At 62.8% G+C, this 21,569-nt stretch carries 26 protein-coding genes; 17 read left to right on the forward strand and 9 right to left on the reverse strand.

Annotation, left to right across the window (positions count from 1 at the left end; all coding sequences use genetic code 11):
* The first annotated feature begins 510 nt into the window (after positions 1-510).
* The 3 genes from guaA (at position 511) to nth (ACGHJ7_RS06335) (ending at position 3,321) form a co-directional block, all read left to right on the forward strand.
* Positions 511-2,085, forward strand: coding sequence for a glutamine-hydrolyzing GMP synthase (gene guaA, locus ACGHJ7_RS06325; protein ID WP_390475618.1), 1,575 nt, complete (start codon positions 511-513; stop codon positions 2,083-2,085).
* A gap of 73 nt (positions 2,086-2,158) precedes the next feature.
* Positions 2,159-2,602, forward strand: a complete 444-nt coding sequence (locus ACGHJ7_RS06330; protein WP_390475525.1) for a CHRD domain-containing protein — start codon at positions 2,159-2,161, stop codon at positions 2,600-2,602.
* An 11-nt stretch (positions 2,603-2,613) separates the two neighbouring features.
* Complete coding sequence (gene nth / locus ACGHJ7_RS06335) at positions 2,614-3,321, forward strand: endonuclease III domain-containing protein (RefSeq protein ID WP_390475526.1); 708 nt, start codon at positions 2,614-2,616, stop codon at positions 3,319-3,321.
* On the opposite strand, the gene gloA is transcribed toward nth (ACGHJ7_RS06335), so the two are convergent.
* Positions 3,318-3,806: a lactoylglutathione lyase gene (gene gloA / locus ACGHJ7_RS06340; protein WP_390475528.1), complete on the reverse strand. Its 489-nt coding sequence runs from the start codon at positions 3,804-3,806 to the stop codon at positions 3,318-3,320. The two genes, nth (ACGHJ7_RS06335) and gloA, sit on opposite strands and share 4 nt — an antisense overlap.
* Before the next feature lie 62 nt (positions 3,807-3,868).
* Here gloA and nth (ACGHJ7_RS06345) point away from each other — a divergent pair, with 62 nt between their 5' ends.
* Positions 3,869-4,525, forward strand: coding sequence for an endonuclease III domain-containing protein (nth, locus tag ACGHJ7_RS06345; RefSeq protein WP_390475529.1), 657 nt, complete (start codon positions 3,869-3,871; stop codon positions 4,523-4,525).
* Positions 4,526-4,528: 3 nt separating this feature from the next.
* Here the strand turns inward: nth (ACGHJ7_RS06345) and ACGHJ7_RS06350 are convergent, their stop codons facing one another.
* From ACGHJ7_RS06350 to ACGHJ7_RS06370, 5 genes are all read right to left on the reverse strand, one after another.
* Positions 4,529-5,080 (reverse strand): DUF924 family protein, encoded by a 552-nt coding sequence (locus ACGHJ7_RS06350; protein WP_390475531.1) that lies wholly within the window; start codon positions 5,078-5,080, stop codon positions 4,529-4,531.
* An 8-nt stretch (positions 5,081-5,088) separates the two neighbouring features.
* Positions 5,089-5,535 (reverse strand): hypothetical protein, encoded by a 447-nt coding sequence (locus tag ACGHJ7_RS06355; protein ID WP_390475534.1) that lies wholly within the window; start codon positions 5,533-5,535, stop codon positions 5,089-5,091.
* Positions 5,536-5,624: 89 nt separating this feature from the next.
* Positions 5,625-5,885 (reverse strand): zinc-finger domain-containing protein, encoded by a 261-nt coding sequence (locus ACGHJ7_RS06360; RefSeq protein ID WP_390475537.1) that lies wholly within the window; start codon positions 5,883-5,885, stop codon positions 5,625-5,627.
* A 52-nt stretch (positions 5,886-5,937) separates the two neighbouring features.
* Positions 5,938-6,495 carry a DUF4402 domain-containing protein gene (locus tag ACGHJ7_RS06365; protein ID WP_390475543.1) on the reverse strand — a complete coding sequence of 186 codons (558 nt, stop codon included), beginning with the start codon at positions 6,493-6,495 and terminating at the stop codon, positions 5,938-5,940.
* A gap of 167 nt (positions 6,496-6,662) precedes the next feature.
* Positions 6,663-7,337: a DUF4402 domain-containing protein gene (locus tag ACGHJ7_RS06370; RefSeq protein ID WP_390475546.1), complete on the reverse strand. Its 675-nt coding sequence runs from the start codon at positions 7,335-7,337 to the stop codon at positions 6,663-6,665.
* A 116-nt stretch (positions 7,338-7,453) separates the two neighbouring features.
* Here ACGHJ7_RS06370 and ACGHJ7_RS06375 point away from each other — a divergent pair, with 116 nt between their 5' ends.
* The 8 genes from ACGHJ7_RS06375 to ACGHJ7_RS06410 all read left to right on the forward strand — a co-directional run bounded on the left by ACGHJ7_RS06375 (position 7,454) and on the right by ACGHJ7_RS06410 (position 15,640).
* Positions 7,454-8,392 (forward strand): ABC transporter ATP-binding protein, encoded by a 939-nt coding sequence (locus ACGHJ7_RS06375; RefSeq protein ID WP_390475548.1) that lies wholly within the window; start codon positions 7,454-7,456, stop codon positions 8,390-8,392.
* 4 nt (positions 8,393-8,396) lie between these two features.
* A complete protein-coding gene (gene nadB, locus ACGHJ7_RS06380) occupies positions 8,397-9,974 on the forward strand; it encodes an L-aspartate oxidase (protein WP_390475551.1) in 1,578 nt (525 codons plus the stop codon).
* Between the two features lie 40 nt (positions 9,975-10,014).
* Positions 10,015-10,902: an alpha/beta fold hydrolase gene (locus ACGHJ7_RS06385; protein WP_390475553.1), complete on the forward strand. Its 888-nt coding sequence runs from the start codon at positions 10,015-10,017 to the stop codon at positions 10,900-10,902.
* 365 nt (positions 10,903-11,267) lie between these two features.
* Positions 11,268-11,441 (forward strand): hypothetical protein, encoded by a 174-nt coding sequence (locus ACGHJ7_RS06390; protein ID WP_390475555.1) that lies wholly within the window; start codon positions 11,268-11,270, stop codon positions 11,439-11,441.
* A gap of 241 nt (positions 11,442-11,682) precedes the next feature.
* Positions 11,683-13,725 (forward strand): ribonucleoside-diphosphate reductase subunit alpha, encoded by a 2,043-nt coding sequence (locus ACGHJ7_RS06395; RefSeq protein ID WP_390475620.1) that lies wholly within the window; start codon positions 11,683-11,685, stop codon positions 13,723-13,725.
* 12 nt (positions 13,726-13,737) lie between these two features.
* Positions 13,738-14,001 (forward strand): hypothetical protein, encoded by a 264-nt coding sequence (locus ACGHJ7_RS06400; protein WP_390475556.1) that lies wholly within the window; start codon positions 13,738-13,740, stop codon positions 13,999-14,001.
* Positions 13,998-14,171 (forward strand): hypothetical protein, encoded by a 174-nt coding sequence (locus ACGHJ7_RS06405; RefSeq protein WP_390475558.1) that lies wholly within the window; start codon positions 13,998-14,000, stop codon positions 14,169-14,171. The genes ACGHJ7_RS06400 and ACGHJ7_RS06405 overlap by 4 nt, the downstream gene beginning before the upstream one ends.
* A gap of 110 nt (positions 14,172-14,281) precedes the next feature.
* On the forward strand, positions 14,282-15,640 hold the full coding sequence (locus ACGHJ7_RS06410) for a GntP family permease (protein WP_390475560.1): 1,359 nt from the start codon (positions 14,282-14,284) through the stop codon (positions 15,638-15,640).
* Between the two features lie 114 nt (positions 15,641-15,754).
* Here the strand turns inward: ACGHJ7_RS06410 and ACGHJ7_RS06415 are convergent, their stop codons facing one another.
* Both ACGHJ7_RS06415 and ACGHJ7_RS06420 read right to left on the reverse strand, forming a co-directional pair.
* Positions 15,755-15,997 carry a DUF2171 domain-containing protein gene (locus ACGHJ7_RS06415; RefSeq protein ID WP_390475562.1) on the reverse strand — a complete coding sequence of 81 codons (243 nt, stop codon included), beginning with the start codon at positions 15,995-15,997 and terminating at the stop codon, positions 15,755-15,757.
* 131 nt (positions 15,998-16,128) lie between these two features.
* On the reverse strand, positions 16,129-16,371 hold the full coding sequence (locus ACGHJ7_RS06420; protein ID WP_390475564.1) for a hypothetical protein: 243 nt from the start codon (positions 16,369-16,371) through the stop codon (positions 16,129-16,131).
* A gap of 188 nt (positions 16,372-16,559) precedes the next feature.
* On the opposite strand from ACGHJ7_RS06420, the gene ACGHJ7_RS06425 reads away from it, so the two are divergent.
* Complete coding sequence (locus ACGHJ7_RS06425) at positions 16,560-17,624, forward strand: ribonucleotide-diphosphate reductase subunit beta (protein WP_390475566.1); 1,065 nt, start codon at positions 16,560-16,562, stop codon at positions 17,622-17,624.
* A complete protein-coding gene (locus tag ACGHJ7_RS06430) occupies positions 17,624-19,006 on the forward strand; it encodes a hypothetical protein (RefSeq protein WP_390475568.1) in 1,383 nt (460 codons plus the stop codon). Before ACGHJ7_RS06425 ends, ACGHJ7_RS06430 begins: the two co-directional genes overlap by 1 nt.
* 137 nt (positions 19,007-19,143) lie before the next feature.
* Here the strand turns inward: ACGHJ7_RS06430 and ACGHJ7_RS06435 are convergent, their stop codons facing one another.
* Positions 19,144-19,731: a thermonuclease family protein gene (locus ACGHJ7_RS06435; protein WP_390475570.1), complete on the reverse strand. Its 588-nt coding sequence runs from the start codon at positions 19,729-19,731 to the stop codon at positions 19,144-19,146.
* A gap of 255 nt (positions 19,732-19,986) precedes the next feature.
* Here ACGHJ7_RS06435 and ACGHJ7_RS06440 point away from each other — a divergent pair, with 255 nt between their 5' ends.
* The 3 genes from ACGHJ7_RS06440 to ACGHJ7_RS06450 all read left to right on the forward strand — a co-directional run bounded on the left by ACGHJ7_RS06440 (position 19,987) and on the right by ACGHJ7_RS06450 (position 21,485).
* Positions 19,987-20,562 carry a hypothetical protein gene (locus ACGHJ7_RS06440; RefSeq protein WP_390475571.1) on the forward strand — a complete coding sequence of 192 codons (576 nt, stop codon included), beginning with the start codon at positions 19,987-19,989 and terminating at the stop codon, positions 20,560-20,562.
* Entirely contained in the window at positions 20,559-20,849 is a 291-nt protein-coding gene (locus ACGHJ7_RS06445) for a PRC-barrel domain-containing protein (protein WP_390475573.1), read from the forward strand. Before ACGHJ7_RS06440 ends, ACGHJ7_RS06445 begins: the two co-directional genes overlap by 4 nt.
* A gap of 222 nt (positions 20,850-21,071) precedes the next feature.
* Entirely contained in the window at positions 21,072-21,485 is a 414-nt protein-coding gene (locus ACGHJ7_RS06450) for a hypothetical protein (RefSeq protein WP_390475575.1), read from the forward strand.
* Positions 21,486-21,569 lie beyond the last annotated feature (84 nt).

Genomic DNA, 21,569 nt, shown 5'->3' on the forward strand with positions numbered 1-21,569 from the left:
CTGTTATCCTGATCCCCGAGCAATACGGCCGGCAGGGCGGCGCGGTTACAGCAGGGTGCAGGGAAATCCATGAAACTCGAAACCGCGCGGGATATGGACCCGGTCGAGGGGGGAGAGAGGAGAAAGGGTCTCACACCACCGCGCGGCCTGTTCGAGTGAATGCCGCCCGCTCCGCCCGGCAGTCCCGGATTTCGCGGCAGCAACACCTGGCCGGGAGAAATGTCTCGCCGGGCCTGCAGGAAGCCGGCCTTGGGAGCCGGTTTTAAACCTGCTGAAGGGCCGGACGGGGTGTCTAGGGAGGGAGAGAGGACTGCCACCGCCCGGCTTCGAGGGGCTATCTAGCGTTACATGGCAGTAACCAAAAGCGAGATAATCGCATCTTCTGTGCAGTTTTTTGCAACATATAAGGGGTTGTCGTCGTCATGGTGATGCGCCGCTGCCGCCTTGCGCCACATCCATGTGCCGCGCCTCGCTGGACAGGAATTGCACCCGCCCGTAACGCACATGGCCATGCAGCCAGACCATCTCCCCGATTCCATCCTCATCGTCGATTTCGGCAGCCAGGTGACCCAGCTGATCGCGCGCCGCGTGCGCGAAGCGGGAGTCTACTCCGAGATCGCGCCCTTCACGCAGGCGGAAGAAGCGTTCGAACGCCTCCGGCCCAAGGGTATCATCCTGTCCGGTTCCCCCGCAGGCGTACCCGAGGAAGGCAGCCCGCGCGCGCCGGGCGCCTTTTTCGAGGCAGGCATCCCGATCCTGGGCATCTGCTATGGCCAGCAGGTGATGACGCACCAGCTCGGCGGCGAGGTGAGGCCGGGTCACGATACCGGTGAAGGCGGCGAATTCGGCCGCGCCTTCCTGACCGTGACGAAGGACTGCGCGCTGTTCGACGGGCTGTGGCAGGAAGGCGAGCGGCACCAGGTCTGGATGAGCCACGGCGACAAGGTCACGCGCTTCGCCGACGGGTTCGAGATCGTCGCCACCAGCGACGGCGCGCCCTTCGCGGTCATCGCCGACGAAAGCCGCAAGTTCTACGGCACGCAGTTCCACCCCGAAGTCGTCCATACGCCCGACGGGGGCAAGCTGATCGCCAATTTCGTGCGCCATGTCTGCGGGCTGGCCGGTGACTGGACGATGGCCGCCTATCGCGAAACGAAAGTGCGCGAGATTCGCGAACAGGTCGGCGACAGGAAGGTCATCTGCGGCCTGTCCGGCGGCGTCGACAGCTCTGTTGCGGCGATCCTGATCCACGAGGCGATCGGCGACCAGCTGACCTGCGTCTTCGTCGATCACGGCCTGCTGCGCCTGAACGAACGCGAACAGGTCGAGACGATGTTCCGCGACCATTACAACATCCCGCTGGTCGTGGTGGATGCGGAAGAGATGTTCATGAGCGGCCTTGCCGGGGTCACCGATCCCGAGGCCAAGCGCAAGTTCATCGGCAAGACCTTCATCGACGTGTTCGAGGCCGAGGCGAAGAATGTCGGTGGTGCCGATTTGCTGGCGCAGGGCACGCTCTATCCCGACGTTATCGAGAGCGTCAGCTTCACCGGCGGGCCCAGCGTCACGATCAAGAGCCACCACAATGTCGGCGGCCTGCCCGAACGCATGAACATGGCGCTGGTCGAACCCTTGCGCGAATTGTTCAAGGACGAGGTGCGCGAGCTGGGCCGCGAACTGGGCCTGCCCGACATGTTCGTCGGCCGCCACCCGTTCCCGGGGCCCGGCCTCGCCATCCGCATCCCGGGCGAGGTGACGAAGGAGCGCTGCGACATCCTGAGGAAAGCCGACGCGATCTATCTCGACGAGATTCGCAAGGCGGGCCTGTACGATGCGATCTGGCAGGCCTTCGCCGTGCTGCTGCCGGTCAAGACCGTCGGCGTGATGGGCGATGCACGCACCTATGACAGCGTCTGCGGCCTGCGCGCCGTGACCAGCACCGACGGCATGACGGCCGACGTCTACCCCTTCGACGCCGCCTTCCTGACCGGCTGCGCCACCCGCATCGTGAACGAAGTGCAGGGCATCAACCGCGTGGTCTACGACTATACGTCGAAGCCGCCGGGGACGATTGAATGGGAGTGAGCGCGGCTGGCGGAACGTAGGTCGGTCCGTCCCGTTTCCCACACGACATCTACCGTCGCCACAGGGGAAAACCATGATCCGCCAGTCGCTCATTCTCGCCGCATCCGCATTCGCGCTTTCCGGGTGCGAGACCGTCCAGCAAACGTATACCGAAGCGATCTCGTCGACCTATACGGCGGAATTGTCCGGAGCGAACGAGGTCGATGCGGGCGATCCGAATGGCTCGGGGACGGCGGAAATCAGCTTCGCCGATGAACTTACACGCGTATGCTGGGATTTGAATGACCTGCAAAACCTCGCTCCGATAACCGGTGCGCATATCCACCGCGGTCCGGCGGGCGTGGATGGCCCGGTGGTGCTCCCGCTCAAGCAGGCGACCGAAGGCGGCTGGCGCGGATGCAGCAGCGACACGTCTTGGGTCGAGGCAGCATTCGCCGAAGGGATCGGCAATTATTACGTCAACGTCCACACGGCCGAATATCCGAAGGGAGCGATTCGCGGACAGCTTCGCCAGTAAGCCAGACGGCGATGCAACTCCCCTTATGCCCGGACCCGCGCACCGAAACGCTGCGGCGCCTGCAGCCGCTGCTGGTCCAGCGGTTCGGGCGGATCGAGCGGGCGGCGGCTGAGTGGCGGGCGCCGGAATGGGTGCTGGTGCAGGGGGTCATCGGGGCGCGCACCAAATCCGAAATTTCCAATGCTGCCACCCAGGGCCTGCTGGACCGGCATGGCAGCTGGGAAGCGGTGGCCGCGGTGCCGCTGGAGCAATTGCAGGACGAGCTTTCCACCCAGACCTATCCCAATATCGCGGCGGAGCGCCTGAAGGCGAGCCTTAGCGCGCTGATCGAACGGCGCGGGCGCGTGGACCTGTCGCATCTTGCGGACATGGCGACGGGCGAGGCGATGCGCTGGCTGGAGCAATTGCCCGGCATCGGGCGCAAAATCGCTGCGGGCGTCATGAATGCCAGCACGCTCGATCGCCGCGCCATCGTGCTGGACGGGCATCACACCCGCATCCTTCAGCGCATGGGACTGGTCCCGGCCAAGGCCAGCAATGACCGGGCTTTCGAGGCGATCATGCCTGCGATGCCGCCCGAATGGAGCGCGGCCGATTTTGACGAGCATCACCTGCTGATGAAGAAGGTCGGGCAGACTTATTGCCGCCCCTCCGCTCTCCACTGCGGGGACTGCCCGGCGCAGGCGCTGTGCGCGACGGGCCGGGGACGCGCCCCCTAGAGCCCGGCCATCGCCTTTGCGCTCAAGATCTCGATCCAGTAGCCGTCCGGGTCCTTGATGAAGGCGATTTGTTTCATCATGCCGTCTTCCGGCCGTTTCTGAAATTCGACGCCGTGCTCGTCGAAATGCGCGACCGCTGCTGCAAGGTCCGGCACGTCGAGCGCGATGTGGCCGAAGCCCTGCGGCTGCGCGTTGCCATCGTGATAGACCGGGCCGTCCTCGTCTTCCGTGCCCCAATTGTGGGTCAGCTCCAGAACGCCTTGCCGGCTGAAGACATATTCGGTCGCTTCCGCATCGCCCTGCGGGACTTCGTCGTCGCTATCCGTGAAGCCGAGGAAATAGAGCGAGAACTCGCCCGCCTCCACATCCGCCTTGCGCAGCAGGGTCATGCCCAGCACGCCGCAATAGAAGGCGAGGCTTTTCTCCGGATCCTTCACCCGCAGCATCGTGTGGTTGAGGGTGAAATCGTGCGGATTGGCTGTCATCGTTCGGCTCCCGTTGGAATACATGCCCGCAACCATCGGCTGCGCCCGTGCGTTCCCTATCCATGCTGAGCGAAGAGCAGACCGAGACGGTGTATCAGCGGCTGGCGCAGGCCATGCCGGGGCGCACGAAGAATGCCAAGGGACCCAAGGGGCAGCCCGACGCCTTTCGCAGCTGTATCTCCTGCATGCTCAGCGCCCAGTCGCTCGACACCAATACCGCGAAGGCGGCGCGCGCCCTGTTCGCGCTGGCGACGACGCCGGAAGACATGCTGGTGCTGGACGACCGCGCCATTGCTGCGGCGATAAAGCCGTGCGGCCTCTACAACATGAAAACGCGCAATATCCGCATGTTCTGCGAGGCGCTGCTGGCGGAGCATGGCGGCACGGTGCCGGACACGCGCGAGGGTCTGTTGTCGCTGCCCGGCATCGGGCGCAAATGCGCCGATATCGTGCTGAGCTTCACCTTCGGGCAGGACGTGATCGCGGTCGACACCCACGTCCACCGCGTGTGCAACCGCATCGGACTGACGCAGGCGAAGACGGCGGATCGGACGGCGCAGCAGCTTGAGGAACGCAGTCCCGGCTGGACGATGCGCGACGGACATTTCTGGCTGATCCAGTTCGGCAAGCGCGTGTGCACGGCGCGCAGCCCGAAATGCGCCGAATGCCCTGTGTCGGACTTTTGCGAATGGTATGCGGCCAACGTCGCTGCGGCCTGATCGCTACCAGCTGAAACCGGCGTCGATCGCGCGCTGCTCTGCCGGGGTGGTATTGCGGCCGAGCGTTTCGTTGCGATGGGGGAAGCGCCCGAAGCGGTCGATCATCGCCTTGTGACTGCGGGCGAAGGACAGCGCGCCGGGAACGTGGCGGGCGAAGATTTCCACGCACAGGCGCTGATCGGCCCGGTCCTCGCTATGCATCAGCGGCATGGCGAGGAACTGGATTTCCTCGCTGGCCATGGCGCGGTGCCAGCCCCGGCGAAGCGCCGCATGGCTGAGCGCCAGCGCGAGCGGGTCGGAGGCGAACGCTTTCGCAGTGCCGCCGAACAGGTTGCGCGGCACCTGGTCGAACAGGATGATTGCGCCCAGCGTCGTGGGAGGATCGATCAGGAATTCGCCCGGCGGACGATGCCTCAGCCGCTGCCAGTCGGATGAAAACCGCCGTTCCAGCAAACGATCGACCGCATCGGCGCCGCCGAACCAGTCGGCGGGGCCAAGCACGCCGAACCAGATGTGCAGGACCTCGCTCGCCCAATCGCGCCGCGTGAGCGCCATCCGCCGACTTACCCCTCGTCCGACGCGCGGGTGAAGGGGATGAAGTCGCCTAGGAACAGGTTCCCGGTGGGGTGTCCGCTGGAGCGATCCTCGGTCCGGATCAGGTGGTTGCTGCACAGGCCGCCGAAGCTGCGCCGGGTGACCAGCCGGTCGCGCTTGCTCAGCAGTTCGGGCTGGGCGGGGTAGCTCACATAGATCGTGCTGCCGTAATCGAACACGACGGCCGTATCCTCGATGATGGTCATGTTGCGCAGGCCCCGGCGCGGCAGGCAGGTCTGCGGCTCGCCCTCCACGCGGTTTTCGGTCAGGCGGACGAGACGTTCCTCGCCTTCTGTCAGGAGGCTTTGTTCTTCGAGCAGATTGCCCTGCGTGGGCACGTCCTGCGCCGCGGCGGGAATGGCCGGCGAGAGAGCCAGCGCGAAGGCGGCAATTACTGCGGGATAGGAGTTGGTCATGGAAACGGTCCTCGATCTGGGCGGCCATGATAGCATGGCTTCATGAACCCGGATTGAGCGGGCCGCATGCCCATTCCGACCGGCGGCGCTTACCGGTGGCCGGGATCGGCGCCTTCGGAAATGTCCGTCAGCTGCGACTGGTCGACCCCGTCCGCCGGGCCGCCTTCCAGCACGAAGCGCCGGTCGCAATAGCCGCAATCGACATAACCATGCTCGTCGATCTGCAGGTAGATCTTGGGATGGCCGAGAGCCGCGGGGCGATAATTCTCTCCGCTGCGGATGTCGGTCGCGCCATCGCACCACACGCGGGTGGTGGTGACCTTGCTTACTTCGGGAGGGGCGATGCTCATGATGCGATTGCCCATACTGCGCCCACGGGCGGGTGGCAATGCAATCGGCAGCCTACTGGAAGTCGACCTGCACGGTGAACGTGCCGGTATAAACGCCCGGCAACTGGTCCGCCGCAACCTCCAGGGTTCCACCCACCCGGAAATCATACTCGGTCAAGCCCCACCAGCCCGGCACGGTAAAGATGAAGATCTGGCGTGTGCGATCGAAATCCGAAGTCAGGTCGCGGATCGTCATTGTCGCGGACGGATCGGTCTCGTGCGTAATTTCGACCGTGCTCGGAAGAATGGGCGAATAGCCGGTGGGATACTGGATCCCGACATCGCGTTCCAGCAGGAAACTGGCCGCCCGCGACCCGCCCATCGGAATCGTCCCTCCGGTATTGGTGACGGTGCCGTCCGGCGCGATGCTGACGGTTCCGGCGACGCCGGTTGCTATGATGCTGCCGAAATCGAGGTCCCCGGTATTGGAAAGGGAACTGGCGGTACTGATTGTGACGGCGGTTTCGGCCGTCGATGCGTTGGCATTGGCATTGGCCGAGGTCTGCGCGCTCGCTCCGGAGGACGCGAACAGCATGGCCAGCATGGCAAGAACGGCAATGGGCGCGCGCATTCCGGCACGCAGCGCCTGACGCGCGCGCGACGCAAGAGGCGCGAAGACACCTGCCACCGGTATTGCCGGAAAACGTGAATGGAGCGATCCCATGTCCGCACCCTTACCTAGCCAGCCGTTAACCCTCGTCATCCGGACATGGTTAAGGGCGCGCTAACGAAGTCCGCTCACGCTGTGCGGGCCTTACTGGAATTCGACCACGACTTCGAACGCGCCTTCGTAGAGGCCGGGCGCTGGCCGTCGGGCACGGTCAGGGTTCCGCCGATCCGGAAATCGTATTCGGTCCGGCCGAGCCATGCGGGCACGCGGATGGGCGGCAGGAACGGCAGGCTGACCTGAAGAATCGTGCGGCCGAAATCGCTGGTCATGTCGCTGACCGTCATGCTGTGCGAGGGGTCGGCGACGTGGACCAGCGTGATCGTATCGGGCAGGTCCGGTTCGTAACCGGCGGGAAATTCGATCAGGATTCGCCGATCCAGCCGGAAAGCCGCCGGATAATTCTCGCCCACGGGTACCAGATTGCCGGTCATGGCGCTGGTCCCGTCCGGCCGCACGGTAAACGTGCCTCCGCCCGGCCCGGCGACGATCGAGCCGAGTTCCAGGTCCTGCGTCGAACGCAGCGCAGCGCCTGCGGAAATGCCAACCGATGCATCGGCATTCGCGGCATTCGCCGCCGGATCGCCGGCGGTCTGGGCATGGGCGGGGCTGGCGGCAAGGGATGACAGCGCGAGGGCACCGGCAAGCGCCCTGCCAAGCGCTCTTTCAAGCGTCGCGCCCGGCAATGCAGCGGCGCGGGGCCTTGATATGCGGTCCCGCCGGCTTCGAGCTGTTTCGCTTTTCATCGCGTCGACCGATACTTGGGCAGGTATTAACCCTTTCCCGCCGGAACAGGCTTTCGTGCGGGTTAATGCCGCTGGGCACTGGACGCAGCGGCCCCGCCCGGCGTAGGCGCATGGCCATGACCGATACGCCTCCCGCCATTGCGATCCGCGACCTTGTCAAACGCTATGCCGGGGAAAAGGGCGCCGAGGGAAAGCTGGCGCTGAAAGGCGTCAGTTTCGATGTTCCGCAGGGCGGGGTCTTCGGCCTGCTGGGCCCCAATGGCGCGGGCAAGTCGACCCTGATCAACATCCTTGCCGGCCTGGTTTCCAAGTCATCGGGCAGCGCGGAAATCTGGGGCTTCGACATCGACGCCCAGCGCCGCAACGCGAAACGCGCCATCGGTATCGTGCCGCAGGAAATCGTCTTCGATCCGTTCTTCACCCCATACGAAGTGCTGGAGAACCAGGCAGGCTTCTACGGCATTCCCAAGGCCGATCGGCGGAGCGAGGAATTGCTGGAAGCGGTGCGCCTGTCGGACAAGCGCGATGCCTATGCCCGCACGCTGTCGGGCGGAATGAAGCGCCGCCTGCTGATTGCCAAGGCGATGGTGCATTCGCCCCCGATCCTCGTGCTCGACGAACCCACCGCCGGGGTGGACGTGGAACTGAGGCGGCAGCTGTGGGAACTGGTGACGCAGCTGAACGAACAGGGGGTCACCATCGTGCTGACCACGCATTACCTCGAAGAGGCGGAGGAGCTGTGCGACCGCATCGCCATCATCGGCAATGGCGAACTGATCGCGAACAAGCCGACGCAGGACCTGATCGGCATGGCGCGCGAGAAGATCGTGCGCGTCACCGTGGACAAGGATCTGGGCGGCCCGGTGATGGAGGAAGGCTTCCTGAAGGCCGAGACGATCGAACCGCGCACGCTGGAAGTGACCTACGACCGCGACGCGATGAGCGCAGGCCAGGTGCTGGGCGTGATCCAGAGCCACGGCTATACGGTGGAGGACGTCACCACGCGCGAGGCGGACCTGGAGGACGTGTTCGTGCAACTGACGGGCGGGGGCTAGGGCGATGGAACACGATATCCTGATCATTGGCTCCGGCGCCGCCGGACTCACCGCCGCGCTGGCGCTGGCCGAACACAAGCGCGTGCTGGTGCTGGCCAAGGGCTCGCTGACCGGCGGCTCCACCGCATGGGCGCAAGGGGGGATCGCTGCGGTCCTCGACGCAGGCGACACTTTCGAGAACCACGTGCGCGACACGATGGTGGCAGGCGCGGGCCTGAACGACCGGGAGACGGTCGAATTCGTGATCGAGCGTGCGCCCGAAAGCATCGACCGCCTGTGCGAGCTGGGCGTGCCGTTCAACCGGGATTCGGGAGACCTCCACCTCACCCGCGAAGGCGGGCATTCCCACCGCCGCATCGTCCATGTCGACGATGCGACCGGCTGGGCGGTGCAGGAGGCGCTGCTGAAGGCGGCGGAGGCCAATGGCAACATCACCCTGCTGCCGGGCCGCACCTGTGTCGATCTCATCACCAGCCGCAATGGCGAGAAATATTCGGGCGACGGGCGCGTGTGGGGCGCCTATGCGCTGGACGAGGCGACCGGCCGGGTTGAGGCGCATGTCGCCCGCGCCACCGTGCTGGCGGCAGGCGGCGCGGGCCGGGTCTACCAGTTCAGCACCGCCCCGCGCGGCGCGACGGGCGACGGGATTGCGATGGCGTGGCGGGCAGGCGCGCGCGTCTCCAACATGGAGATGATGCAGTTCCACCCCACCTGCCTTTACAATCTGGAGGTCAAGAACTTCCTCATCACCGAGGCCGTGCGGGGTGAAGGGGGCCACTTGCTGCACCCGGAGACCGGGCACCGCTTCATGGCGGATTACGATCCGGAACGCATGGAACTGGCCCCGCGCGACGTGGTGGCCCGCGCGATCGACGACCAGATCAAGCGCTACGGCCTCGATTACGTCCATCTCGATATCAGCCACAAGTCGGCCGATTTCGTGCGCGCCCATTTCCCCACCATTGACGAGAAACTGTCCGGCCTCGGCATCGACATGACGACGCAGCCGATACCGGTCGTGCCGGCGCAACACTATACCTGCGGCGGGGTGATCGTCGGGCTGGACGCGGCCACCGACCTGCCTGGCCTGTGGGCGGCGGGCGAATGCACCGAGAGCGGGCTGCACGGCGCGAACCGCCTCGCCTCCAACAGCCTGCTCGAATGCTTCGTCTATGGCGAGGCGGCGGCCAAGGACATCCTCGCGCGCTGGGACGAACTGCCGGAACCGCCTGCGATCAAGTCGTGGGACGAGAGCCGCGTGACCGATTCCGACGAGGAAGTCGTGATCAAGCAGAACTGGACCGAGATGCGCCGCTTCATGTGGAACTATGTCGGCATCGTGCGCACGACCAAGCGGCTGGAGCGCGCCCGCCACCGCATCCGCCTGCTGGGGCGGGAGATCGACGAATATTACGGCAGTTTCCGCGTGACGACCGACCTCATCGAACTCAGGAACCTGCACCAGGCGGCCTACCTGATCGTCGAGAGCGCGCTGCAGCGGCACGAGAGCCGGGGGCTGCACTTCACGCTCGACCATCCCGAAACGGATCCGGTCGCGCGCGACACGGTGCTGGTGCCCTAGCGGCGCCGCGCAAGAACAAGGACCAAGGAGAGAGACCAGCATGCCCGAAGCCACCGCCAACAACCTGACCCTCCATTACGACGACCACGGCGATCCGGCGAACCCGCCAGTGCTGCTGGTCATGGGGCTGGGCGCGCAGATGACGATGTGGCCGATGGAGCTGGTCGAGGCGCTGGTGGCGCGCGGTTTCCGGGTCATCCGCTACGACAATCGCGATATCGGGCTCAGCCAGAAAATGGGCGGGGCCAAGGCGCCGGGCATGGTGCGTCACATCCTGTTCCGCCGCATCGGTCTGCGCCCGCGCGTGCCCTATACGCTGTCCGACATGGCGGATGACGGCATGGCGTTGCTGACCAGCCTCGGCATAGAGAAAGCGCATGTCGTGGGCGCCAGCATGGGCGGCATGATAGCGCAGCTGATGGCGGTGAACCATGCGGACCGCCTGCTTAGCCTGACCTCGATCTTCTCCACCACCGGCAATCCGAAACTGCCACAGGCGGAGAAGGCTGCGATGCAGGCGCTGACGAAGCGGCCCGAATCGATGGAGGAGGAAGTGCTGGTCGAGCACGGGCTGAACGTCACCCGCGCCATCGGCAGCCCCGGCTATCGCCCCGATCCGGAAGCGCAGCGCGAGCGTGTTCGCGAAAGCGTGCGGCGCAGCGTCTATCCCGAGGGCATGGTGCGCCAGATGGCCGCGATCATCGACGATGGCGACCGCCGCGACCGGCTGAAATCGGTGAAGGTTCCAACGCTGGTCCTGCATGGCGAGGACGACCCGCTGGTGAAAGTCGAGGGCGGGCGCGATACCGCCGCCGCGATTCCCGGTGCGAAGCTGAAGACCTATCCCGGCTGGGGCCACGACCTGCCGGTAGAACTGGCGGAACCGATCGCGGATGACATCGCGGCCCACGCGCGCTCTGCCGCCTAATCGCCCGGACACCTGACCGGTTGCGGGGGCGCGCTCGAGGGAGCGCGTTCGAGGGAGCGCGTTCGAGGGAGCGTGCGCGCCCCTTACCGCGAAGCAAAATTGCGCGCCTCGATTCGATTGATTCAAAGCCCCTGCAGGCGCTTTTTCCCGCGAAAAATTTTTGCCGTTTTTTATTTTCGGCCTTGCGCCTCGCGCCAGCCCAGCTTTGTCCACGCGTCGCAGCAGGGGGGTGAGAACATATCGACAACCTTGTCCCCGCTACAAATGACGATTCGGCGTTAACCATCTTGCCGAGGCACAAGATTTGGTGTCCGTTGGCCGCAAGAGGCACTTCATGTTGAAATGCCCTGACGGAGATCTAGAAAATGAAAACACGTCGCGTGCCGGTTGAGATCGCGGGCTATGTGAACCAATCTCGCTGGGTTGTGGATATCATTCGGGGGACAGCCGATTGGAAATGGCACTCGGTCGTCAACGATAACGTCAGGGAGAGCGACTTCCTGCCTCGTCGCAAAGATTCAGGAAGTGGCTCTCCCTGAATATACTGTTCTAGATTGACATATCGCATTCCATCTCAGGTTCAGATTCGCGTCGTTGACAACAGCGGTTAAACGAATCATTAACTCAAGCCTTAGTTGAGACCATATCCATGGCGCACAACATGATGTGTCGATGGAGCGCACAGTCTGACGGGTTTTCTCGCTTTGATCGCATCTGCTTTCGAAGGCGAGAGAGGACTCAACGCACGCGTTTGTTCGGGTTATTAACGGGGAAGAGATGATGGAGTTTCGGGATGATGGCGTGCAACAGACAACAATCGACGATAATATCGACGATGCGCAGAAAACCGAAGATACAAGTCAGCAAAGCATCGTAACGATGGACAAGAGCGACCCCGGCACCGACGCACTGGCACAGGACATTGCCGGCGCGACCGCTGGCGCCATGGGCGAAGCGGCGAAGGCGATGGCCTCCGTCGCCGCGGCGAAGGATGACAGCAAGAAGGTCAACGACCGCCGCTTCACGATCACGACCAACGCAGAGCGGGATGCGAACCTGACCGAATTCGGCAAGGAAACGCTGATCGACCGTTACCTGCTGCCCGGCGAAAGCTTCCAGGACCTGTTCGCCCGCGTGGCCGACGCCTATGCCGACGATCAGGACCATGCCCAGCGCCTGTACGATTACGTCAGCCGCCTGTGGTTCATGCCGGCAACGCCGGTCCTGTCCAATGGCGGGACCAATCGCGGCCTGCCCATCTCGTGCTACCTCAATTCGGTGTCCGACAGCCTGAACGGCATCGTCGATACCTGGAACGAGAACGTCTGGCTGGCGTCCAAGGGCGGCGGCATCGGCACATATTGGGGCAATGTGCGCGGCATCGGGGAACCGGTCGGCCTGAACGGCAAGACCAGCGGCATCATCCCCTTCGTGCGCGTGATGGACAGCCTGACGCTGGCCATTTCGCAGGGGTCGCTGCGGCGCGGCAGCGCGGCCTGCTATCTCGACGTATCGCATCCGGAAATCGAGGAGTTCCTCGAAATCCGCAAGCCCAGCGGCGACTTCAACCGCAAGGCGCTGAACCTGCATCACGGCGTGCTGCTGACCGACGAATTCATGGAAGCGGTCCGCGCAGGCGACGATTTCGAGCTGAAATCGCCCAAGACGGGCGAAGTCCGTTCCACCGTCAATGCGCGCAGCCTGTTCCAGAAGCTGGTCGAAACGCGGCTGGCCACGGGCGAACCCTACATCGTGTTCAGCGACACGGTGAACCGCATGATGCCCAAGCATCACCGCGACCTGGGCCTGAAGGTGTCGACCTCGAACCTGTGCAGCGAGATCACCCTGCCGACCGGCATCGACCACCTCGGCAACGACCGCACGGCGGTGTGCTGCCTGTCCTCGCTCAACCTGGAAAAATGGGACGAGTGGAAGGACGACAAGACCTTCATCGAGGACGTGATGCGCTTCCTCGACAACGTCCTGCAGGATTATATCGACCGCGCGCCGGACGAGATGGCACGGGCGAAATATTCCGCGCACCGCGAACGCAGCGTGGGCCTGGGCGTCATGGGCTTCCACTCCTTCCTCCAGTCGAAGGGCCTGCCGATGGAAGGCCCGATGGCGAAGGCGTGGAACGAGAAGATGTTCAAGCATATCAGCGCCCGCGCCGAAGAGGCGTCGCTGATGCTGGCCAAGGAACGCGGCCCCTGCCCCGATGCCGCCGACATGGGCGCGATGGAACGCTTCAGCTGCAAGATGGCGATCGCGCCGACCGCGTCGATCAGCATCATCTGCGGCGGCACCAGCGCCTGCATCGAACCGATCCCGGCCAATATCTACACCCACAAGACGCTGTCCGGCAGCTTCGTGGTGAAGAACCCCTATCTGGAAAAACTGCTCCAGAAGAAGAGCAAGGATTCCAACAATATCTGGAACTCGATCCTGGAGAAGGGCGGCAGCGTCCAGCACCTCGATTTCCTGACGCCGGACGAAAAGGCGGTGTTCAAGACCAGCTTCGAGATCGACCAGCGCTATCTGCTCGAATTCGCCGCCGACCGCGCGCCCTATATCGACCAGGCCCAGTCGCTGAACCTGTTCATCCCGGCCGATGTCGACAAGTGGGACCTGATGATGCTGCACTTCCAGGCGTGGGAGAAGGGCATCAAGTCGCTTTACTATCTCCGCTCGAAGAGCGTGCAGCGCGCAGGCTTCGCCGGCGGTGTCGAGGCCGACAACACGTCGGGCGCCAAGGAAATCGAGCTGAAGGCCGAACTGGGCGAACAGCAGACCGATTACGAGGAATGCCTGAGCTGCCAGTGAGGCATCTTCGACATGGCCGAAAACTTGGGATTGGGAGCGCTGGTGCTGATTGCACTGGCGCTCTCGGTCTGGTGGCTCTTCGACGGCCTTAGAAGTTTCATCGCGCCGGACGTGGTCGATCAGGAGGACATCGAAGACAAGCATGGGCGCGATACACCCGCAGCGCTGGAAAAGCTTGTCGAGCGGTTTGGCCCGGACCAGCACTGGTACGATGGGAAAACGGGGCTGATAGGTTTGGTTAGCCTTGTCGTGCTTGGCTGGTTCGTTTTCTCATGACAGCCTATCTCATCTTCCGCATCGGCGGCACGGTGCTGCTGCTGATCCTCGCCTTCGTGTTCTGGAGCGGGGTCGGGCGCAGGCGGCGCACGATGGGGCGCGGATTTGCCGCTGCCATGGCCGCGCTGGCCGCGATCTTCATCTGGCCGGTGATCGACCTGATGATCTAGCCGTGCGGGTCCGCCCGGCACCCGGGTCCCCAACCGGTTACGCCGCATCCATTCCGCGCTTCCCATGATGCCTTCGCTGTGGTGTATTTCATGGCGAGGGGAGAGGGCGGATGCTGGGAATCATGGGACTGCTGGCGGGGCTCGGCCTGCTGATCTGGCTGGCGCTGCGCGATGTGAACATCATCTTCGCATCGGTCCTGTGTTCGCTGCTGGTGATTGCCACGAACGGCCTGCCGCTCGCCGCCAGCCTGACCAATGCCTACACTTTCGGCGATCTGGGCGCCTTTACCTTTGCCGGGCGGTTCTTCCTTCTGTTCGCCGCCGGGGCCATGTTCGGGCGCGTGATGGGTGAAAGCCATGCCGCGACCTCCATCGCCATGGCCATGGTCCGCGCGCTGGGGGCGCAGCGGGCGCTGTGGATCACGGTGCTGTCCTGCGCGCTGCTGACCTATGGCGGGGTGGTGGTGTTCGTGGTGATCTTCGCCATGTACCCGCTCGGCCTGCGCCTGATGAAGGAAGCGGACATTCCCAAGCGCCTGTTCTGCGGCGCGGCGGCGCTGGGCGCAGGGACATTCACGCTGACCGCGCTGCCGGGCACGCCGTCCATCCACAACGTTATCCCGACCCTGACCTTGGGGACGGACCTCTTCGCCGCCAGCGGGCTGGGCCTGTTCGGCGGGGCGCTGATGTTTATCCTGGGCATGACCTATCTCGAGCGGGAGCGGGTCCGGGCGCAGGCCGCGGGCGAGCGGTTCGAGCCCGGTCCGCGCGATGTCATTCCCGACCTGGACAGCATCGCGCAGGACGTGCCGCCCTGGTGGCTGGCGGTGTTGCCCCTGGTGCTGGTGATCGGCACGATCCTGGCTCCGCGCCTGCTGGCGCTGGCCGGGACGGGCGGGGACATCGCCTTGCTGCAATTCGCCAATGCCCAGCCGGTGCTGTGGCCCTCCATCGCGCTGCTGCTGGCGAGCGTGGTGGCGCTGGGGCTGTTCCCTGCAGTCAGGCGCGCACCACTAAGAGCCTTGGGGGAGGGAACGCAGGACGCGATCATGCCGCTGATGGCGACATCGGCAGTGATCGGCTTCGGCGGCGTGGTCGCGCAGACGGGCGGGTTTGCACTGTTCACGCAGACGGTGCTCGGCCTCGACCTGCCCCCGCTCGTCTCCATGTTCGCCGCTGCCAGCGCGGTGTCGGGCATCACCGGATCCTCGTCCGGCGGCCTGCAGATCTTCATGGCGACGCTGGCGGAGCCCTACCTCGCGCTGGGTATTGCGCCGGAAAAGCTGCACCGGCTGGTCGCCATGGCCAGCGGAGGCCTCGATTCCCTGCCGCATTGCGGCGCGGTCATCGCGATGCTGACCATTACCGGCCTGACGCATAAGCAGGCTTACAAGGATATCGGCATGGTCACCGTGGTCGTGCCCGTCACCGCCACGATTGCGACGATCGCGCTGGCCATGCTGACCTGAACGCCCACCTGAACGCAAGAAGCCCGGCCCTCGCATAGCCTCCTTGAGGCTTTTGCGAGGAGCCGGGCTCCTGCTGCTACCACGCGGGGCGCGGCAGTAACGTCTAGTCGGTTCTTACGAGGCGGCGGTCGCCTTGTTGCCGAGACCTTCCGGAATGCGCGCATCCTTCTTCAGCACGACGCGGTTCTCGGTGATTTCCTCGACATCGTCGACCATCAGGAAGTGGTGCATGTCGTCCATGCTGTCCGACTTGGTCAGCTTGATCTTGTCGCCGGTGACTTCATCCACCGTGCCGACATGCAGGCCTTCCGAATTGGCGACTTCCATGTGTTCCTTGATACGGATCTTCTCAAACATAGTGTTCTTTCTGGCCGGATTTCCCGTGCCTTTCTAAGTGGTTATGCCTTATTAACGGGCGGGCCGGACTTGCGTTCCCCGGTTCGTCGATGGTGCGAAACGCCTTGTGGAGCCGGCTCTTGGTGCGGGCCTTATTTCGCCGCGTCCTGCTCGCGCTTGCCGTGTTCGGTTCGGCTGTTGCCATAGCCGACCTGCGCGCCGTCGACCTCGGCATCGGTCGTCTCCTTGCCCATGGCGTTATCGCGCAATTCGGCGTCCTGGTCCTCGCCCCGGCGTTTCTCGACCTCGGGGCCGGTGCGGGTCGGTTCGATCGGATTGGTGGAGGGCTCCAGCGCAACGTCGCGCTGGTCGTGCTCGGTGGTGTTCTTGGTCATGGCCGTTCCTATATTGTGCGTGTACACAGGTAAGAACGGGTCCCGCGCCCCTGCCGTTCCCACCCGCTTTGGTCCGGGGTCGGCAGTATCACCGGTCTTATCCCCGACCCTTTGGTCAGGCTTGCTATCGAATCACCGCTATGATTCTGTAACAAGATAGACCACGCCCAATCCCACGGAGATACAAGATGTCGTTGCTCGAAGCCCGCAAGACCTACAAACCCTTCGAGTATCCGTGGGCCTATGATTTCTGGAAACTGCAGCAGCAGGTCCATTGGATGCCGGAAGAGGTGCCGCTGGGCGAGGATTGCCGCGACTGGGCGCAGAAGATTTCCGAGCACGAGCGCAACCTGCTCACCCAGATCTTCCGCTTCTTCACGCAGGCCGATGTCGAGGTGCAGGATTGCTACCACGACAAATATGCCCGCGTGTTCAAGCCGACCGAGGTCAAGATGATGCTGACCGCGTTCAGCAACATGGAAACGGTCCACATCGCGGCCTATTCCCACCTGCTCGACACGATCGGCATGCCCGAAAGCGAATACAGCGCCTTCCTCGAATACGAGGAGATGAAGGACAAGCACGACTACCTGCAGATCTTCGGCGTCGACACGGACGAGGATATCGCCCGCACGCTGGCGGCCTTCGGGGGTTTCACCGAAGGGATGCAGCTGTTCGCCAGCTTCGCCATGCTGATGAACTTCCCGCGCTTCAACAAGATGAAGGGCATGGGCCAGATCGTGAGCTGGTCGGTCCGCGATGAAAGCCTGCACTGCGAAGGCATCATCAAGCTGTTCCACGAATTCGTGCGCGAGCGGGACTGCTATACCAAGGCGGTGAAGGAAGACATCATCGACATCTGCCAGAAGTCCGTCCGGCTGGAGGACAACTTCATCGACCTGGCGTTCGAGATGGGCCCCGTCAGCGGCATGACGCCCAAGGAAATCAAGAAATACATCCGCTATATCGCCGACTGGCGCCTGGGCCAGCTGGGCCTGCAGCCGATCTACATGGTGGAAGACCACCCCCTGCCCTGGCTCGCCCCGCTGCTGAACGGCGTGGAGCACGCCAACTTCTTCGAACAGCGCGCGACCGAATATTCCAAGGGCGCGACGAAGGGCAACTGGCAGGACGTGTGGAGCACCTTCGACAAGCGCAAAGGCGCAGGCAAAGCCGCCAACGCCGAAGACGAGGCCGCGGATGACGGTCCGTGTCTGTTCGGGGATGAGAGCGGGAGTGTGGCGGCGGAGTGATGGTTTCTTTACCTTCTAGATACGAGGATCTCGATCATTCATTCCGCGGTCGCCTGCAGCCGAATAAAGCATTGATCCAGGAGACGCAGCGAGCTTTCGCATCCATGGCTAGAAGTGGTGGCGTGCGCTTCTTACCAATCTTTGGAGATTCTGGTATTGGGAAGACATCTGCATCGTTAGAATTGAACACTCATCTGCCCGAGGTGCATGTCTTTCAGCTTACTGATGAAGAAATCCGAGATCGCTTTGAGCTAGTTAAGCGGCTTAATTACGAGCGCCAGCACAACCCTCATAAATCCTTGGTATGTGTCGTTGATCAATATGAGGAAGATGTTGCTCGACGAGAAGATGTGCCAACTGCATTCGTCGAAACCATTTCACGCCTTGATAGAGATAGAGCGAATTCTTTTAAAGTTCTTTTTCTCTGGTTGACCACTGATCAAGATTTTCAAAGCTCGCTTGAGCAAGCGACTTCTCGAAACAGGAGGGTACTACAGAGTTCAGGATTCGAAATAAACGGCCCACCGAAAGAGGAATGGGCAGATATTATCGAAGAGACATTTTCGTTTCATAACGAATCTCGAAAGCTTTCTGATTACGATGTTCTCAGGGGAGACATTGAGAAGTCAGCAATTGACGCTAACTCACTGGGTACAGCAATCGAGGTAGTTGGGAAGAACCTCTATAAGGAAACTCCAGGGCTCAAGGACCTCTCGCGATATAAAGTCATCATGCTCTGGCCAGTCACTGACTCGACCCGCATAGCGAGAATACACCAGTTCGTAGATGCCCAGCGTGGGTACAAACTAGATTGGGATTCTTGGTATCGAGAACTAAGCGATGACGACAAATCCAGTTTGCCCTTGCATGCCTACAATCGAGCGCGATTGTACTACGACTTGAGGCTTGTGCCCATTCAAGCAGCCGATCTAAAAGATGTCTGTAAAGACTTGGACGAAAAGTCACCAAATATTGCTGCAAGCTATCTCGGTCATTTCAAAAGCACTCACTTTTTCAATATCGTTGCGGGAAACTGGGGAAGTGTCAAATACGCTCCGTTGAAAGAAAGAACCTCTAAGCGAGCGACTGAAGCAAAGGATTGGTATCAAACAGTAACGCGCGACCCAACTAAAATAGGTCGTCGACTTGCTCATACTTTAAACAAATTAGGTCTTCAGGCGCAGCATGAAAAGAGTATAGTATCGCCGCACTCGAAGGTTCGTGCGGATGTTTTCATCGAAGACAGCGTTGATAACAGCGATTTCATCGTTGAAATTAAGGCATATTCGACCGAAAACACAAGACCGTCCTCAATACGCGATGCAGTTCGGGAAACTATGAAACGCCATGCACAGCTCGCCGGATTTATGCCAAGATCATAAGTTGCGCGAGCTAAAAGAGTAACCTGCTTTCTTGAATTATTTAAAGCGAAGTTTGCTGATCGTAAAAAGTAAAGATTGTCCGGGTAACGAAGCGGAGCGGCCTCGTAATGGCTTCGCCGGAACCGGCCTCTTTCCCCTCAACACCACTCCCGCCGATAGCCTTCCCATTCATGCGCCAGTCCTTCCGCAACCAGCGTATCGCCGACGCTGCGGCCATCCACCCTTACCACGCGCAGGGCCCGGCCATATTGGTCGGTGTCGCGGCCGCCTTCGGCGTGTAGCGTCACCTCTCCGGAATTGAGCAGTTCGGTCAGCCTGGCCGTAGCGCGCTCCCCCAGTTCGCGTTCGCTTTCGCAGCCGGGGCTGCCGGTTTCGGGCGTGTTGTAATCGGCCATGCGGATCTTCGTCCCCTCGGCCCAGATCGTGTCGCCGTCCACCACGCAGGTCGTCCGCGACCCGCCGATGCACGGATTGAAGAAGGCGGTGACCGTCCGGCCGGGCGGCGACCCGCCCTGCACGTCTACGGGCGTGGCCGCCTGCCCCTCCGGACCCTGGCCGTTCCAGGCGAACACCGCCGTGAACACGCCGAGGAACAGCGCCGCCACGATCAGCGGGAAACCGAGGGCCGAGCGCCCTTGCGCGCCACCTTTTCCCCGGCCTCGCCCGGATTTGCGGCGGGCAGGCGGGCGGCGGAAGGGTATGACGGAAGGCATGGTGCCTGTCATAGCCGCCCTGTCGCTTTCGAGCGGTTAAGGGTTCGCCCGTAGAATCCGTTTTCCAATCGCGCGCGCGATCTGCTTCATCCTGTCGGATGAGCACCGACACGCCGCTTTGGGCGGATGCCCCTTACTGCGCCGCATGTGTCATTTATCAACGGAACTTTAAGTGCCTGAACCCGCTGTTCTCGTGCGGGCGAACCTGCCCGCGCAGAAGGTGGGGAAATTATGGCAGAAATTCCGGTAGAGAAAAAATCGGGGGGGATGGCCTGGTTCTGGTGGCTCTTGCTGCTGGCAGGCATCGCGGCCCTTCTGTGGGCGATCTTCGACAATGACGACGATACGCCCGACATGTTGGACAACGATATGGCGGAGGTCACGACCGACGGCCCGATCGTTGAAGAGGACGATCTGACGCTCGACGCGCCGGGCACCGACGCCGATGCGGCCGATGCAGATACCGACACCGGTGCGGCCGCTGCCGCGGGCGGTGCGGTAACGACGCTTGCCGCGCTGTCATCGCTCGGCGACCGGATCGGCAATGAAGTCGAACTGGACACCGTGGCCGTCAACCGCGTGATCGGCGACATGGCCTTCACCATTGGCGAAGGCGATAACGAAACGCTGGTGCGCTTCGACGAAGTGCAGACGCCCGATACGGCCCGCGAAGGCCTGATCGACGTCAATCCCGGCTCGACCGTATCGCTGGCCGGTACCGTTCGGCGGCTGGACCTGTCCAGCATGCCGCAATCGGTACAAGACGACATGGAAGGCGGCAGCGACGCCTACATCCGCGCCGCGCGCGTCAATGTTCAAGATGGTGGAGTAAACCCGCGATGAAAACCGACGATCGATTCAAGAGCCTGCACGGTCTTTCCGACTGGCAACTCGTCAACGAAGACCAGGACATTCGTGGCTATCCCGTCCGCTCGATTACTGGCGAGGAATACGGCAAGATCGACGACATGCTGGTCGACAAGGATAACGAGCACGTACTCGCCGTGCGCATGGAAGATGGCCGCCTCGTCGGTGTCGAGCATCTCGACATCAGGGACGATCACGTCATTTACACGGACGACCATGCCGCTTCGCCGGTCGAATATCGCAAGGTGCGCCGCCATAGCTGAGGCGTAAGTTCTTCCGGTCGCCCATACGGCGATCGAACGCGAGACAGGAGGGGCGTGCTGCAAGGCGCGCCCCTTTCGTATTGGCGGATAATCGATTTCCTGCCGCGCGCGATGTCGCTCGGATTCGGCGGGTTGTGCTGCGGACCTCGTCAGGGCACGATCGCGTCTTCGAGGGGGGATGATATCATGCGACGATACGCGATTTTGCTTGGCCCGGCGATCATGCTGGGAGGATGTGCTACCGGCAGTGCCAGCCAGTCGGATAGGTTGGCTGCGATGATGGCCGGGGAATCCGCAGTCAGCGGTGCGGCGCTGGACGCTGCCGTCCAGGACGCGTCGGCCCAGCCGCTCGGTTCCATGGCCAATCCGGTCCGGGCCGAGATGCCGCGGGGCCAGCGCGCCTATCTGTCGCGCCTGCGCTGCGCCGATCTGAAGGCGCCGGAGTTCTCGCGCCTCGGATCGTTCGGCAATTCGCCTTACGGCAATATCATGGATGGCTACGAGGTCGTTTGCTCAGGCAGCGAGCCGGCCGAGCGCACGATCTACATGGACATGTATCACCGCGGTCATGTCGAGCAGGATGCCGTCGAAGGCTATGGCATCGTCGGCGGACGCGAGTCCGGGCCGGAGGGCTAGTCTGCGCGGCACGGGTTTGAGCCTGGCCGCGCTGTAGGAAATCTCCGGAAACTCGCGCGACATATTCGTGCGCGCTGCCCTGTT

This window comes from Altererythrobacter sp. MTPC7 (genome assembly GCF_042851395.1).
GTDB lineage: Bacteria > Pseudomonadota > Alphaproteobacteria > Sphingomonadales > Sphingomonadaceae > CAJXSN01.

Coding starts and splice junctions, on each gene's coding strand:
- guaA (WP_390475618.1), top strand. CDS start 511: ATGCAGCCAGACCATCTCCCCGATTCCATCCTCATCGTCGATTTCGGC.
- ACGHJ7_RS06330 (WP_390475525.1), top strand. CDS start 2,159: ATGATCCGCCAGTCGCTCATTCTCGCCGCATCCGCATTCGCGCTTTCC.
- nth (WP_390475526.1), top strand. CDS start 2,614: ATGCAACTCCCCTTATGCCCGGACCCGCGCACCGAAACGCTGCGGCGC.
- gloA (WP_390475528.1), bottom strand. CDS start 3,806: ATGACAGCCAATCCGCACGATTTCACCCTCAACCACACGATGCTGCGG.
- nth (WP_390475529.1), top strand. CDS start 3,869: ATGCTGAGCGAAGAGCAGACCGAGACGGTGTATCAGCGGCTGGCGCAG.
- ACGHJ7_RS06350 (WP_390475531.1), bottom strand. CDS start 5,080: ATGGCGCTCACGCGGCGCGATTGGGCGAGCGAGGTCCTGCACATCTGG.
- ACGHJ7_RS06355 (WP_390475534.1), bottom strand. CDS start 5,535: ATGACCAACTCCTATCCCGCAGTAATTGCCGCCTTCGCGCTGGCTCTC.
- ACGHJ7_RS06360 (WP_390475537.1), bottom strand. CDS start 5,885: ATGAGCATCGCCCCTCCCGAAGTAAGCAAGGTCACCACCACCCGCGTG.
- ACGHJ7_RS06365 (WP_390475543.1), bottom strand. CDS start 6,495: ATGCGCGCGCCCATTGCCGTTCTTGCCATGCTGGCCATGCTGTTCGCG.
- ACGHJ7_RS06370 (WP_390475546.1), bottom strand. CDS start 7,337: ATGAAAAGCGAAACAGCTCGAAGCCGGCGGGACCGCATATCAAGGCCC.
- ACGHJ7_RS06375 (WP_390475548.1), top strand. CDS start 7,454: ATGACCGATACGCCTCCCGCCATTGCGATCCGCGACCTTGTCAAACGC.
- nadB (WP_390475551.1), top strand. CDS start 8,397: ATGGAACACGATATCCTGATCATTGGCTCCGGCGCCGCCGGACTCACC.
- ACGHJ7_RS06385 (WP_390475553.1), top strand. CDS start 10,015: ATGCCCGAAGCCACCGCCAACAACCTGACCCTCCATTACGACGACCAC.
- ACGHJ7_RS06390 (WP_390475555.1), top strand. CDS start 11,268: ATGAAAACACGTCGCGTGCCGGTTGAGATCGCGGGCTATGTGAACCAA.
- ACGHJ7_RS06395 (WP_390475620.1), top strand. CDS start 11,683: ATGGAGTTTCGGGATGATGGCGTGCAACAGACAACAATCGACGATAAT.
- ACGHJ7_RS06400 (WP_390475556.1), top strand. CDS start 13,738: ATGGCCGAAAACTTGGGATTGGGAGCGCTGGTGCTGATTGCACTGGCG.
- ACGHJ7_RS06405 (WP_390475558.1), top strand. CDS start 13,998: ATGACAGCCTATCTCATCTTCCGCATCGGCGGCACGGTGCTGCTGCTG.
- ACGHJ7_RS06410 (WP_390475560.1), top strand. CDS start 14,282: ATGCTGGGAATCATGGGACTGCTGGCGGGGCTCGGCCTGCTGATCTGG.
- ACGHJ7_RS06415 (WP_390475562.1), bottom strand. CDS start 15,997: ATGTTTGAGAAGATCCGTATCAAGGAACACATGGAAGTCGCCAATTCG.
- ACGHJ7_RS06420 (WP_390475564.1), bottom strand. CDS start 16,371: ATGACCAAGAACACCACCGAGCACGACCAGCGCGACGTTGCGCTGGAG.
- ACGHJ7_RS06425 (WP_390475566.1), top strand. CDS start 16,560: ATGTCGTTGCTCGAAGCCCGCAAGACCTACAAACCCTTCGAGTATCCG.
- ACGHJ7_RS06430 (WP_390475568.1), top strand. CDS start 17,624: ATGGTTTCTTTACCTTCTAGATACGAGGATCTCGATCATTCATTCCGC.
- ACGHJ7_RS06435 (WP_390475570.1), bottom strand. CDS start 19,731: ATGACAGGCACCATGCCTTCCGTCATACCCTTCCGCCGCCCGCCTGCC.
- ACGHJ7_RS06440 (WP_390475571.1), top strand. CDS start 19,987: ATGGCCTGGTTCTGGTGGCTCTTGCTGCTGGCAGGCATCGCGGCCCTT.
- ACGHJ7_RS06445 (WP_390475573.1), top strand. CDS start 20,559: ATGAAAACCGACGATCGATTCAAGAGCCTGCACGGTCTTTCCGACTGG.
- ACGHJ7_RS06450 (WP_390475575.1), top strand. CDS start 21,072: ATGCTGGGAGGATGTGCTACCGGCAGTGCCAGCCAGTCGGATAGGTTG.